This is a genomic window from Pseudidiomarina marina, from assembly GCF_044807045.1.
In the GTDB taxonomy this organism is placed as follows: domain Bacteria; phylum Pseudomonadota; class Gammaproteobacteria; order Enterobacterales; family Alteromonadaceae; genus Pseudidiomarina; species Pseudidiomarina marina.
Window position 1 is genome coordinate 665,077 of record NZ_CP085233.1, and the last position, 11,857, is coordinate 676,933.

The following is an 11,857-nucleotide window of genomic DNA, read 5'->3' on the forward strand; positions in this document are numbered from 1 at the left end:
CGTTTAGCTTAATGCTAATCTATGGTTTATGAAACTGATTAAAACACAGAAACCTCAATGAAAATGTATGTTGATGCGGACGCTTGCCCCGCGGTTATTAAAGATATTTTGTATCGCGCTGCTGAGCGGAAACAGCTTGAATTAATTTTGGTGGCGAATCAGCCTTTGCGCGTACCGCCATCGAAATGGATATCAACCAAGCAAGTTGAGTCGGGGTTTGATGTTGCTGACAATTATATCGCTGAAATTTGTGAAGCCGGTGACTTGGTGATTACGGCCGATATTCCGTTAGCGGCCGATGTGATCAAAAAACATGGCCAGGCACTGAGTCCGCGTGGCGAATTGTTCACAAAAGAGAACATCGGTAGCCGCTTAAACATGCGCGACTTCATGGATACGTTGCGCAGTAGCGGCGAACATACGGGCGGCCCACCGCCATTGCATCAGCGTGACCGCATGGCGTTCGCGAATGAGCTAGATAAAATTCTGGCGAGGAGTTCGAGATGAAAATTACCCCAGGTAAATATCAGCACTATAAAGGCCCGATGTACGAGGTTGTCGATACGGTGCGCCATTCTGAAACCGAAGAATGGATGGTGTTGTATCGACCGTTATATGGCTACGAGCAGGGTTTGTGGGTACGCCCCTATGACATGTTTTTGCAGTCAGTTAGTGTTGATGGTTTAGAAGTGCCGCGCTTTAAATATCTCGGCGAAGAATGGGGTGATGAGCAGGACATTTCCAAATGAAATACATGGTGATGGGTTTAGCTCTGCTGTTAACCGCTTGCGCGGCGCCTTCGACTACGCATGTGATTGGGCAAACGCGTCCGGCTATTAGCCCTGAGCAGGTTCAAGTATATTTGCAGGACCCCGCAGAATACGAACCAATTGCGATGATTACTGCGACTAGCGATGCTTCATTTAGACTGAGTGACGAAGCGAAAATGAATGCGGTGATCCAGCGTTTGAAAGAGGCGGCTGCCAAGGTCGGAGCCAACGGTGTTTTACTGCGCCGTACTGGCGAGCGGCAAGATGATTCGGTAAATATTGGTACGGGCATTGGGCGCAGCACCGGCAACTTTGGCTTTGGTATCAGTATCGGCAAATCATTCGGTCTGACCGACAAAACCGCCGAGGCGGTTGCCATTTACGTGCCGCCAGTTAATCCGTAACTGGCGTCATTTCTTGCCATAATTGAATCGGGTTGCCTTCAGGATCTGCCAATCGTGCGAAGCGACCATTTGGGTAGGTTTCAGGGTCAACTTCAACCTCGATACCAGCTTCGCGGAGTTGCTGAACCATCGCGTCTAAATCGCCAACGCGAAAATTGAACATAAACTGTTGGTCATCTGCTCCGAAATACTTGGTTTTGTTATTAAAAACCCCAAATACCGTGGTACCACCTGCTTGAACCCAAGGTTGTTCTTCGTAAGTTTTTGGTGTTTGTTTCACGCCGAGATGTTCTTCATACCAAAGCGCTAAAGCTTTCGGATCTTCTGCTTTGAAAAAGACGCCGCCAAAACCAAGTACTTTCTCACGTTCGCTTGCACCTGCGCTCAAAACAACAAGACACATGATTAGAACTCCTAATTTAATTTTCATTTTTTTACCTGTTAATTTCGTGACAATGTTTTAATGAGATGCCAGCCGAATTTCGTTTTTATAGGGCCATGCACTTCAAGAGTCGGCTTACCGAATACCACTTTGTCGAAAGCCGGCACCATCTGGCCCCGACCAAATTCACCAAGGTCACCACCTTTCTTGCCAGATGGGCAAAGTGAGTGCTTACGTGCAAGATCGCCAAACTTCTTACCAGCTGCTAATTGCTTCTTTAATTCCTCGGCTTCTTCTCGAGTTTTCACCAAAATATGCAAAGCGTGCGCGCGTGCCATTCTTAATCACCTTAATTAATTTGCCAGTAGAACATACGCGATTCTTTATTCAGTGCGTATACCGTGGTTGCTTCGTCACATGCGCGGCTAGCCGCGCCGTAACACACATGTAGCGGCAGTAAATGCTCTTCGCGAGGGTGGCAAAAACGTGCATGAGGCGCTTCTTGCCAATTTGCCAGCATGTGTTGCCGCTGGTGTTCGTTCATATCTTGGTCGCTACAAACTAGCTCAAGCCATGCTTGGAACGCGGCATTTTGGCTATCTGCATCGGCATGATTAGGCGCGAAAAATGCGCGCATATTATGAAACGAAAATCCTGAGCCCAAAATGAGCAGGTTGTCGTAGTCGAGAGTTTGTAACGCTTGCCCTAGTTTGATGTGAGCTTCGGCATCTAAATGATTCATTAACGACAGTTGCACACAGGGAATGTCGGCATCGGGATACATCAGTTTCAGCGGTACGAATAGACCATGATCAAAGCCGCGTATTGCATCGCCTTTTGCTTCAATGCCTGCTGCGGTGATTGCACCCAATACTTGTTCGGCGAGTAGCGGTTCGCCGGGCGCTGGGTAGGTAATGGTGTACGATTCTGGAGGAAAGCCATAGTAATCGTAAATTAGTTCCGGCTTGGCCGCTGTTGTGACGTGCGGCACGTCGGTTTCCCAATGAGCGCTGATCACTAAAATGGCACTCGGCTTAGGCATTTTCGCTGCGGCTTCACGCAACTTTTCTACCATATCATGGTGACTTTTGTCACCTAGCAGCGGCATCGGCCCGCCACCGTGCGCAATGTATAGAATGTATTTCATTCACCGCTTCCCTCATTTTCGACGCTACGAAAGTGCCGTAAGTGTTTTATACCTGATTTCTTGTTGAATAGTAATTGTGAACTAAACTTCTAGAGCTTTGAGAGTAGTTATCGATAACGAACAACAGGATAGAGCTATGCGATTCATTTCCATGTTTCCCATTGTCGCCATCAGTTTATTGCTGGTGGCATGCGGTAAACCGGCGCCAGAGACAACACAGCCAGCGGCGGATGCACAGTCAATGCAACAGGCATCCGCTAAAGCGGAGGTGCCAACGTTTAGCGCTGAAACCTTCTACAACACCGTGACATTATTTGGGTCGTCAATTAATCACGATGGTACTGCGGTTCTTGTTACCAGCGATGAGAGCGGCATTTTTAATGTCTATAGTTATCCGCTTGATGGTAGCGAACCGACGCAACTGACCAATTCAACCACCGATGCCATGATGGGCGTGAGCTGGTTTCCCAAAGATGGGCGCATGTTGTATACCGCAGACCAAGGCGGTAATGAACTTAACCATGTTTATGTGCGTTTAGAAGATGGTACAACACAAGATTTAACACCGGGCGAAAATCTAAAAGCGATGTTTGGCGGTTGGCACGAAGACGACATGCATTTTTACGTGATGACCAATGAGCGTGATAATCGCTATTTCGACGTGTATCAATACAACGCGGAAGACTACAGTCGTGAAATGGTGTTCGAAAATAATACCGGCTTTAATGTTGATGCCATTAGTCCGAACGGACGTTATATGGCGCTCAGCCGAACCAATTCGAACGCCGATTCTGATTTATTTTTGGTTGACCTTGAAGCAGAGGCCGTTGAACCTCAATTAATTACCCCAACTGATGGCAATGTTCAGCATAATGCCTACACATTTACGCACGATAGCAGCAAACTTATTTATGGCACAGACGGCCATGGTGAGTTCTATCAGGCTTGGGCTTACGATATGGCATCAGAAGAACACAGCGAGCACTTTGTTGCCGATTGGGATGTGTCGTTCTTGTATTTCTCTGATTCTGGGAAGTACCAAGTGGTTGGCGTGAACGCTGATGCAAGTACTGAGCTGACGATCACTGATACAACGACTGGCTCTGAAGTTGTATTACCTGAGCATCCTCCGGGTGATTTACGTGGCGTGAATTTCTCAGATGATGAGACGACCATGGTGTTTTATGTCAACTCTGATGTGTCGCCGTCAAATTTGATGTTCTGGCAGGTCGGTAGTGAAAACGTGGTGCAACTCACCAACACGTTAGCCGAAGGCATGGAACCAGAGCACCTTGTTCACAGTCAAGTCATTCGGTACCCAAGTTTTGACCTACTGTCGATTCCAGCCTTGTTATATAAGCCACATCAAGCTAGTGCCGAAAACAAAGTACCAGCTGTTATCGTGATTCACGGTGGTCCAGGCGGACAAGCGCGTAAAGGCTATTCGGCAATGATTCAGCATTTGATCAACCATGGTTATGCTTTGCTTGGAGTGAACAACCGCGGCTCATCAGGTTATGGCAAAACTTTCTTCCACCTTGATGATCAACGCCACGGCGAAGATGACTTGCAGGATATTGTGTATGGCAAAAAATATCTGCAAACCCTCGATTGGGTTGACCCAGATCGCATCGCAGTCATGGGTGGCAGCTACGGTGGCTACTTGACCATGGCGGCGCTAGCGTTTACTGATGAGTTTGATGCCGGTATCAATATTTTCGGTGTCACCAACTGGGTGCGCACACTTGAGAGTATTCCGCCGTGGTGGGAAAGCTTCCGTCAGTCGCTATACGACGAGTTAGGTGATCCAGCAACCGATGGCGAGCGCTTGCGCCGTATTTCACCGTTGTTCCATGCCGACAACATAAAAGCACCGGTATTAGTGGTGCAGGGTGCAAATGATCCGCGTGTGCTACAAGTGGAAAGCGACGAGATGGTGGAAGCCATACGTGCCAACAACGTGCCAGTTGAATATGTTTTATTCGATGATGAAGGGCACGGCTTTAGCTCGAAAGCGAATCGAATTGAGGCACAAGAAGCCTACGTTAATTTCCTCAATACCCACTTAAAACAGTAAGTGTAATTAACAAAGCGCCGTGCTTGCGATTTTTACCGAGCAGGTACGGCGTTTTTAATTTAGTAACGTACTGATAATGGTTGATTCAAATTCGCGTTTCGCCGTGATGGCGTAGAATTTTTCGACCACGCCTTCTAGCGTGCAGTATTTTTTTAGCACGCCAGCTCGTAACTCGTCTTGCACCACAACTTCAGGCACTACCGTCACGCCTTGAATACTGCGCGACATTACCCGTAGCATCGCCATGTCATCCACTTCGGCATACGGTGTCAGTTGCAGGTTGTTTTCCTCACAATACATATCAAACTGCGTGCGAATATCGCTACTTACGCCGGGCACGAGTACCGGAACTTTATCTAAATCACGAGGGAATTCTTTGCCTTGTAACGCTTCGGTATTGGGACCAATTAAGCTCACGCTTTGTTGTGCTACGCACTGGCAACGAATTGGCAAATGAAAATCAGAGGCGACGGCTCGATTTGAGAGAATTAAATCGAGTTTATGCATACTCAGTTGTTCGAGTAATTGCTCAAGACTAGCTGACAACAACGTCAGCTGAATGTTGGGGTTACCAAGAATGGGTCTTAAGAAGTTTTCTTGGAAGTTTCGTGAGAGCGTTGCGACAGCACCAACCCGAAATGTTTGTACCACGTGCGTGTCACCGCGCTCGACCATTGACATCATTTCGTGACTTAAATTGAAAATTCGCTCGGCGTAGTTGAGTACCACATGCCCGAATTCGGTCAATTTAAGGCTACGACCTTCACGCACAAATAAATCTTGTCCTAGGCGCTCTTCCAACTGTTTGATTTGTGACGATAACGCAGATTGAGACACGTGTAACTGCTGTGCGGCACGAGTTAAATGCCCTTCTTTGGCCACTGTCCAAAAGTAAAACAAGTGATGAAAGTTCAGTTCACGCATGGTCGGAGCACCTCAGTGGCGTTTGCTCGGTAAAATGTTCGTAAAAACAGAACGGTTGTATATTTTATATCTATTTTACTGAAGGTATGCTTTTTGGCAACATGCACACTAACATAACACTAGATACGTTATATGGATGAATCACATGCTTGAAACATGGCCCTTTGCCGCGGTTTGGTTGATTGGCTGGCTCGCTAGCTTAGTCGCGCCGCCACGTATGTTGTGGCAAGTCGCAAAGTTAACGTCACTCAGTGCGTTGTTGTGTGCTGTTATGTTGGTTCTGTTCTCTGCCTTCAGTGCTGCGCCTGCCGACCGAGTTGGGCTGGTGGTAATTGCCTTAGTGGCCGTATTGGGCTGGGTGGTGACCCGTTTTGCGAAGCATTATTTGCAAGGCGAACCAAATCAAATCATGTTCATTCAGTTTACGTTGTTCACGTTAACCAATGTGGGCTTAATTGTTGTTAGTGACCACTTACTTCTGATGTTGCTAGGGTGGTCATTGACCAGTGTGGGTCTACATAAACTACTGCTGTTTTATCATCAGCGCCGCGCTGCACAAATTGTTTCACACAAAAAATTCATCATTAGCCGCCTTGCCGATGTGTTGTTATTACTGGCGGTTACGTTGACCTATATTGACGTTGGCTCGTTGAATCTTGCGGCTATTAACGCGCATGTTGCGGAGTTTTCAGAGCTTTCGATATGGCTAGAGCTGACCATTGTGTTGGTGGCGCTAGCCGCAATTTTAAAGACCGCTCAGTTGCCGTTGCACGGCTGGCTCATTCAAGTGATGGAGGCGCCCACACCAATCTCGGCATTACTTCACGCCGGTGTCGTCAACCTGTCTGGTTTTGTGCTGTTACGCATGGCACCAATGCTGGCGCAAAGTGACATTGCTCAAGCCTTGTTGGTGGTGGTGGGTAGTTTATCGGCGGCGCTGGCCGCACTGGTGATGCTCACCCGAATCAGTATTAAGGTGCGATTGGCATGGTCAACCTGTGCGCAGATGGGCTTTATGCTCATGGAGATAGGGCTGGGTTTATATGAGCTGGCGTTGTTACACCTTGTTGCGCATTCACTCTATAAAGCTTATGCGTTCTTAAGCGCTGGAGAGGCGGTAGAACAGGCACGGCTGCAACGTCTATTAGCGCCAGCTTACAGTGTGACGCGTAAGAAATTGTATGTGTTGAGCCCGTTAATTAGTGCAGCAGTAATTGGTGTGTCATTCGTCGTTTGGCAGTGGCTGCTGCCGCAGTTCCATGTAAGTTGGGTGGCGCTGATTATTCTTACCATTGGTTTTGCCCCCTTATTGTGGCCGCAACGCGACATGACGGCGAAGCTTTTTAGGCTGGGTTTGCTACGTGTATTGTTACTAACTCAGCTGTATTTTATTTGGCATCTACTATTTGCTGCCGCGGTACCAAGTCAGGGCGAGACACACATTGCTTTAGTTGTTTGGGTGGCATTGGTGTTTGTGGCGCTGTTCGGTTTACAGCTATTGGTGCAGCTATACCCACAACACAAATGGTCGCGGAGTTTATATCCGTGGGCCTACAACGGTTTTTACCTCGATGAACGGTTTACCTTGGTAACCTTTAAGATCTGGCCATTGCCGCCGGCTCAAACAGATGCTTCGAAGGAGATTATTTCATGAGTCAGGCGCAAGACACTTTAAGAGCGCAAGTAGAAGCGGCTGTTGTATCTGCATGTGCCCACATTGCGCCGGCATGGCCTTTAGATCAGATGATTGCAGTGAACCCATATTGGGGACGTGCCCATCAGTCGTTCACGAAAGCCGCAAAACTACTAGAGCTTACTGCGGCGTCGCCGCTTTCAATGCGCAACGATTATTACGCGCAGCTCTGGCAAGATGGGGTGATACAAGAATCACATTTGCAGCAGGCGATGGATGAGCTGAGCTCTGAGCATTCCATGACGCATTTAGTCAGTTTTGTCGGTGGGAAAAATTATAAACCGCTTGCTCTTCCGCTTCTGAGTGACTGCTACGACAAAACGCGGGATTTAAATCATGAGCCAGGTTGGCATGAAACAGTGACGTTCCAAGTGTCGCAATTTTGTGCTGCCTATTTTGATGAATATCAGGCCGCTTGGCATCCGCACAAAGATGCGCCGCTGTATGCGAGTTGGTTGAATGAGGTTCGTCATGATCGCAGCGTACGAGTATTAATGCATAGCGATGATTTGATTGCGCGTGCCGATGCCATGCATAGCGACCCGATTGAACAATTGACGCAGGTGTTGCGATCTTTGGATATTCCACCTGAGCAATGGGATTTGTGGCTGGAAACGGTTCTCATGCGTGTGAGCGGGTGGGCGGCTGCTTGCTCGTATCGTGCGTGGCAAGCGAACTTACGTGGCGAAACAGATACCACACTGATGGAGCTATTGGCTATTCGCGCAAGTTGGGAATGGTTGGTTGACAGTGGTGGTCGCGAAGACGATAGCGTTTGGGTGCGTTGGCGCGCTCTATGGGACAAAATTGGCAACTATGATTCGCTGTCACGTAGCAAACTTTTAGTATGGCAACGTGCGCATGAACTCGCTTATCAAGAGCAGTTGGCGCAAGTGTTAATGCAGAAACCTTCGGCGGCTTCTGGGGCTCCTGAGGTGCAAGCATTCTTCTGTATTGATGTGCGCTCCGAAGTTTTCCGCCGCCATTTTGAAGCTCAGTCTGATGGAATTCGCACCGGTGGTTTCGCTGGATTTTTTGGGCTTCCAATTGATTACACGCCGCTGGGTACACAGAGCACTCGCGCGCAGTTGCCGGGCTTATTGGCGCCGAGCTTGAATGTAACTGACAGCAGCGGTGATGCTTCAAAAGACGTTGAGTTAGCGACAATTCGTCGGGTGAAACTCCAAGAAAAAGCTAGCTTGTGGCCATTTAGTAATGTGCCGGCTTCATCGTTTAGTTTGGTTGAAACGCTGGGCATGGGGTATTTGGGTAAGTTACTGAAGGCAAGCTTCTTTAAAGCAGATAATAACGGCGTTGATAAGCTTGGACTCTCGGAAGACGACTGCTGCTCATTACGACCAACTTTGGGTGTGGATGCTGAAGTGCTGCCGTCGCGCGTGGATCTCGCCGCGGGTGTGTTGACTGGAATGGGGCTAACCTCGAACTTTGCGCCGCTGGTATTGTTAGTGGGGCATGGCAGTACGAGCCAGAATAATCCACAGCGGGCAGGTTTGGATTGTGGTGCGTGTTGTGGCCAAACCGGCGAAGTGAACGCCCGCGCATTAGCGCAGCTGCTGAATCACAAAGAAATTCGTCGCGGTTTGGCTGAGCGTGGCATTGTCATTCCGAAAACCACTTATTTCATGGCTGCTTTGCACAATACCACGACAGAAGATGTCACGCTGTATGAGGCCGAGGCGGTTCCAGCCAGTTGGCAATCGCAGTTAGCACAGGTCGAGTTGCAGTTGGCGCGCGCCAGTGATGCGGCACGCTTAGAGCGAGCACCAACTTTAGGTTTGGAACTTACTGAGGCGAGCATTGAAAAACGCCGTGCTGCATTTGTTCGCCGCGCCTATGACTGGTCGCAAACGCGCCCAGAATGGGGTTTAACCAACAACGCGGCATTTGTAATTGCGCCGCGCGAACGCACGCGAGGGCTTTGCCTAGAGGGGCGTAGCTTCCTGCACGACTACCACCCTGAGCAAGATGCCGACGGTGCCGTACTCACGCAGATTATGACCGCACCAATGATTGTCACCAACTGGATTAACCTGCAGTATTTTGGTTCGACGGTTGATAATCAGCGCTTTGGTAGCGGCAATAAAACCCTGCATAACGTGGTGGGCGGTCGCTTGGGTGTGTTTGAAGGTAACGGTGGCGATTTGCGTATCGGCCTCGCCTGGCAATCCATTCACGACGGCCAGCAATACCGCCACGAACCGCTACGCCTGAACGTTTACATTGATGCGCCAATGGAGCGCATCGCTGCGATTGTTGCCGAGCATGAAATACTCCAGCAACTCATCGGCAACGACTGGCTCTACGTGTTTCAACTGCCCGAGCCCGGCTCTCCGCCCCGCCGTTATAAGCATTAAGTGGGGTGCAGTCCAAGGACTGCACCCCTCCTCCTACACACCATTGTCATAAAGCTGTGGTAAACTTTGCGGCATTATTAACTAATCGAGAAAGATAGATGAAATATGTAGTTGGATTGTTACTGGCGTTGGCTTGCCTGCAAGCGCAGGCAACGGAAGAGCAGACGGTGGTATTGATTTCAATTGATGGTTTTCGCCACGATTATATTGAGCTGCATGGCGCACCAAACATTGCCAAAATTGCCGAGCAGGGTGTTCGCAGTGAGGGCTTGATTCCGGTTTATCCGTCAAAGACTTTCCCGAATCATATTTCAATTGTGACCGGCCAATACCCATCGAATCACGGCATTGTGGATAACAACTTCTACGATACCGAGCGTAAGCAGCGCTACAAAATGGGCGATGGCGTGAAAGACAGTACCTGGCTGACCACGTTGCCGATTTGGAACCTTGCCGAATTTCAGGGCGTGAAAGCCGCAACCTTCTTCTGGCCTGAGTCGGAAGCGCGCATCAATGGGCGTACACCAAGCTACTATTTCAACTACAGTACACCGGCACCGAATCGCCAGCGCATCGATCAAATGGTTGAATGGTTGAAGTTACCCGAAGCCGCGCGCCCACGTTTGGTCACCGGTTATTTTTCGATTGTCGATACCATGGGGCACCGTTTTGGCCCAGAGTCACATCAAGTGGCAAAAGCTGTAAAGCATGTGGATGAGCTTATTGGCGAGTTATGGCAACGTATTCATGACGAAACCGAGGTGCCGGTCAATCTCATTTTAGTGTCTGATCACGGCATGTCACAAATTACCGCGAAAGACATGATTGATGTGAAAGAGCTCAATATCGACGAAGAACTGTTTGAAATCGTCAACGCATCAACACGTTTGATGATTTATCCGAAAGAAGACGTATCTGCGGATCAGATTCAGCAACTTGAACAGCGCTTGAAGCAAAAACGAGGTAACTTTGTCATCGAATCTGAGCAGCAATTGGCCCAACTCGGTGTAACTGACGGGCCGCGCAAGCCAGCGATAGTTTTGGGAACAACGGCACCAGCAACCTTTACGACGCGTCCGGAAGAACAACGCAAAGATGGCGGCACCCACGGTTTCCATTCAAGTCGCGACATGGATGGCTTATTCGTAGCAGCTGGACCAGCTATTCAGCAGGGTACTCAAATTAAGCGTTTCAGCAACATCCATATTTATCCGTTTATGGCCAAGTTGCTAGAACTGGAATTGATGACCGAAATTGACGGTGATGCCGAGGTGTTAACGCCAATTATTCGGTAGCAGCGGCTAACGGTTTCATCATAATAATATCCCGCTGTGGGTCATTCCCCAGCGGGAATACATGTGAACCAACCTCAATAAATCCTGACTTTTTATAGAATGCGATGGCGCGCGGGTTATGCTCCCAAACGCCTAGCCACATCACGTCGTTACTTTTGTGTAGCATGGCATCAATAGCTGCCTGCATTAAATCTTGTGCAATGCCCTTACCATGCCAGTCTTTATCTACATATAAGCGCTGTAGCTCGCCAGCTGATTTAGCTTGAACGCATTCTGGTGTATTGCCCCAGCGAAGTTGCACGAATCCGACAATATTCCACTCATGCGTCGCCAGTAGTGTTAATCGATTGGGGTCTTGAATTTCCGCCAGTTGCAACGCTTCGCTGTAAGTTGCGTCACAATGCAAGCGCATGTTTTCTTCGGTATTGTCAGCCGCAAAGGTATCGACGAAAGTCCGCCGAGCAATTTCTGAAAGGCGTGCCGCATCTTCTTCGGTTGCTGTTCTAATATGTGCAACAGAAGTGCCGCGACGAGCCTGACCGTCAGCAGAACGCGTAAAATTGGGGTTGGTTTTCTCTTCGTGTTCCATCAGCAATAGCGTTAAATAAATTTTAGTTGGTAATGAGAGCACAACACCGAATGCGCTTAACGCAGCTCCTAAGATAAATCCTTGGTGGCCGATATCGTCGCTGGCAAATGTCACGCCAAGTATAATGTGCCCGCAAACCAATAAAGCAAGGCCCAAAATAATGGCGCCTCTGAGCAGTTTAACTTGCGTTGTTTCGTTCAT

At 48.8% G+C, this 11,857-nt stretch carries 12 protein-coding genes; 7 read left to right on the forward strand and 5 right to left on the reverse strand.

The annotated features are described in order from the left end of the window. Positions 1-57 precede the first annotated feature (57 nt). From LG272_RS03195 to LG272_RS03205, 3 genes are read left to right on the forward strand one after another with little or no spacing between them, the layout of a single operon-like run. Positions 58-507: a YaiI/YqxD family protein gene (locus LG272_RS03195; protein WP_404409640.1), complete on the forward strand. Its 450-nt coding sequence runs from the start codon at positions 58-60 to the stop codon at positions 505-507. Continuing rightward, positions 504-749 (forward strand): DUF1653 domain-containing protein, encoded by a 246-nt coding sequence (locus tag LG272_RS03200; protein ID WP_404409642.1) that lies wholly within the window; start codon positions 504-506, stop codon positions 747-749. The genes LG272_RS03195 and LG272_RS03200 overlap by 4 nt, the downstream gene beginning before the upstream one ends. After that, entirely contained in the window at positions 746-1,174 is a 429-nt protein-coding gene (locus LG272_RS03205; RefSeq protein ID WP_404409645.1) for a hypothetical protein, read from the forward strand. The genes LG272_RS03200 and LG272_RS03205 overlap by 4 nt, the downstream gene beginning before the upstream one ends. On the opposite strand, the gene LG272_RS03210 is transcribed toward LG272_RS03205, so the two are convergent. From LG272_RS03210 to LG272_RS03220, 3 genes are read right to left on the reverse strand one after another with little or no spacing between them, the layout of a single operon-like run. Next, a complete protein-coding gene (locus LG272_RS03210; RefSeq protein ID WP_404409647.1) occupies positions 1,164-1,577 on the reverse strand; it encodes a VOC family protein in 414 nt (137 codons plus the stop codon). The genes LG272_RS03205 and LG272_RS03210 overlap by 11 nt on opposite strands. 38 nt (positions 1,578-1,615) lie before the next feature. Continuing rightward, on the reverse strand, positions 1,616-1,894 hold the full coding sequence (locus LG272_RS03215; RefSeq protein ID WP_404409649.1) for a peptidylprolyl isomerase: 279 nt from the start codon (positions 1,892-1,894) through the stop codon (positions 1,616-1,618). An 11-nt stretch (positions 1,895-1,905) separates the two neighbouring features. Next, entirely contained in the window at positions 1,906-2,703 is a 798-nt protein-coding gene (locus tag LG272_RS03220) for a DODA-type extradiol aromatic ring-opening family dioxygenase (protein WP_404409651.1), read from the reverse strand. A 136-nt stretch (positions 2,704-2,839) separates the two neighbouring features. On the opposite strand from LG272_RS03220, the gene LG272_RS03225 reads away from it, so the two are divergent. Then, a complete protein-coding gene (locus tag LG272_RS03225; RefSeq protein WP_404409653.1) occupies positions 2,840-4,780 on the forward strand; it encodes a S9 family peptidase in 1,941 nt (646 codons plus the stop codon). Positions 4,781-4,834: 54 nt separating this feature from the next. Here the strand turns inward: LG272_RS03225 and LG272_RS03230 are convergent, their stop codons facing one another. After that, positions 4,835-5,704, reverse strand: coding sequence for a LysR family transcriptional regulator (locus tag LG272_RS03230; RefSeq protein ID WP_126760076.1), 870 nt, complete (start codon positions 5,702-5,704; stop codon positions 4,835-4,837). 145 nt (positions 5,705-5,849) lie between these two features. Between LG272_RS03230 and LG272_RS03235 the strand changes: the two genes are divergently transcribed. The 3 genes from LG272_RS03235 (at position 5,850) to LG272_RS03245 (ending at position 11,067) form a co-directional block, all read left to right on the forward strand. Beyond that, positions 5,850-7,358, forward strand: a complete 1,509-nt coding sequence (locus LG272_RS03235) for an NADH-quinone oxidoreductase subunit L (protein ID WP_404409655.1) — start codon at positions 5,850-5,852, stop codon at positions 7,356-7,358. Continuing rightward, positions 7,355-9,772, forward strand: a complete 2,418-nt coding sequence (locus LG272_RS03240; protein ID WP_404409657.1) for a YbcC family protein — start codon at positions 7,355-7,357, stop codon at positions 9,770-9,772. The genes LG272_RS03235 and LG272_RS03240 overlap by 4 nt, the downstream gene beginning before the upstream one ends. 98 nt (positions 9,773-9,870) lie before the next feature. Next, positions 9,871-11,067, forward strand: coding sequence for an ectonucleotide pyrophosphatase/phosphodiesterase (locus LG272_RS03245; RefSeq protein WP_404409659.1), 1,197 nt, complete (start codon positions 9,871-9,873; stop codon positions 11,065-11,067). Here the strand turns inward: LG272_RS03245 and LG272_RS03250 are convergent. Continuing rightward, a complete protein-coding gene (locus tag LG272_RS03250; protein WP_404409661.1) occupies positions 11,057-11,857 on the reverse strand; it encodes a GNAT family N-acetyltransferase in 801 nt (266 codons plus the stop codon). The genes LG272_RS03245 and LG272_RS03250 overlap by 11 nt on opposite strands.

What these genes read in the sequence shown, in the direction of transcription:
- LG272_RS03250 (WP_404409661.1), bottom strand. Translation starts at nt 11,857, where the DNA reads ATGAACGAAACAACGCAAGTTAAACTGCTCAGAGGCGCCATTATTTTG.
- LG272_RS03235 (WP_404409655.1), top strand. Translation starts at nt 5,850, where the DNA reads ATGCTTGAAACATGGCCCTTTGCCGCGGTTTGGTTGATTGGCTGGCTC.
- LG272_RS03230 (WP_126760076.1), bottom strand. Translation starts at nt 5,704, where the DNA reads ATGCGTGAACTGAACTTTCATCACTTGTTTTACTTTTGGACAGTGGCC.
- LG272_RS03200 (WP_404409642.1), top strand. Translation starts at nt 504, where the DNA reads ATGAAAATTACCCCAGGTAAATATCAGCACTATAAAGGCCCGATGTAC.
- LG272_RS03210 (WP_404409647.1), bottom strand. Translation starts at nt 1,577, where the DNA reads ATGTGTCTTGTTGTTTTGAGCGCAGGTGCAAGCGAACGTGAGAAAGTA.
- LG272_RS03215 (WP_404409649.1), bottom strand. Translation starts at nt 1,894, where the DNA reads ATGGCACGCGCGCACGCTTTGCATATTTTGGTGAAAACTCGAGAAGAA.
- LG272_RS03220 (WP_404409651.1), bottom strand. Translation starts at nt 2,703, where the DNA reads ATGAAATACATTCTATACATTGCGCACGGTGGCGGGCCGATGCCGCTG.
- LG272_RS03205 (WP_404409645.1), top strand. Translation starts at nt 746, where the DNA reads ATGAAATACATGGTGATGGGTTTAGCTCTGCTGTTAACCGCTTGCGCG.
- LG272_RS03240 (WP_404409657.1), top strand. Translation starts at nt 7,355, where the DNA reads ATGAGTCAGGCGCAAGACACTTTAAGAGCGCAAGTAGAAGCGGCTGTT.
- LG272_RS03195 (WP_404409640.1), top strand. Translation starts at nt 58, where the DNA reads ATGAAAATGTATGTTGATGCGGACGCTTGCCCCGCGGTTATTAAAGAT.
- LG272_RS03245 (WP_404409659.1), top strand. Translation starts at nt 9,871, where the DNA reads ATGAAATATGTAGTTGGATTGTTACTGGCGTTGGCTTGCCTGCAAGCG.
- LG272_RS03225 (WP_404409653.1), top strand. Translation starts at nt 2,840, where the DNA reads ATGCGATTCATTTCCATGTTTCCCATTGTCGCCATCAGTTTATTGCTG.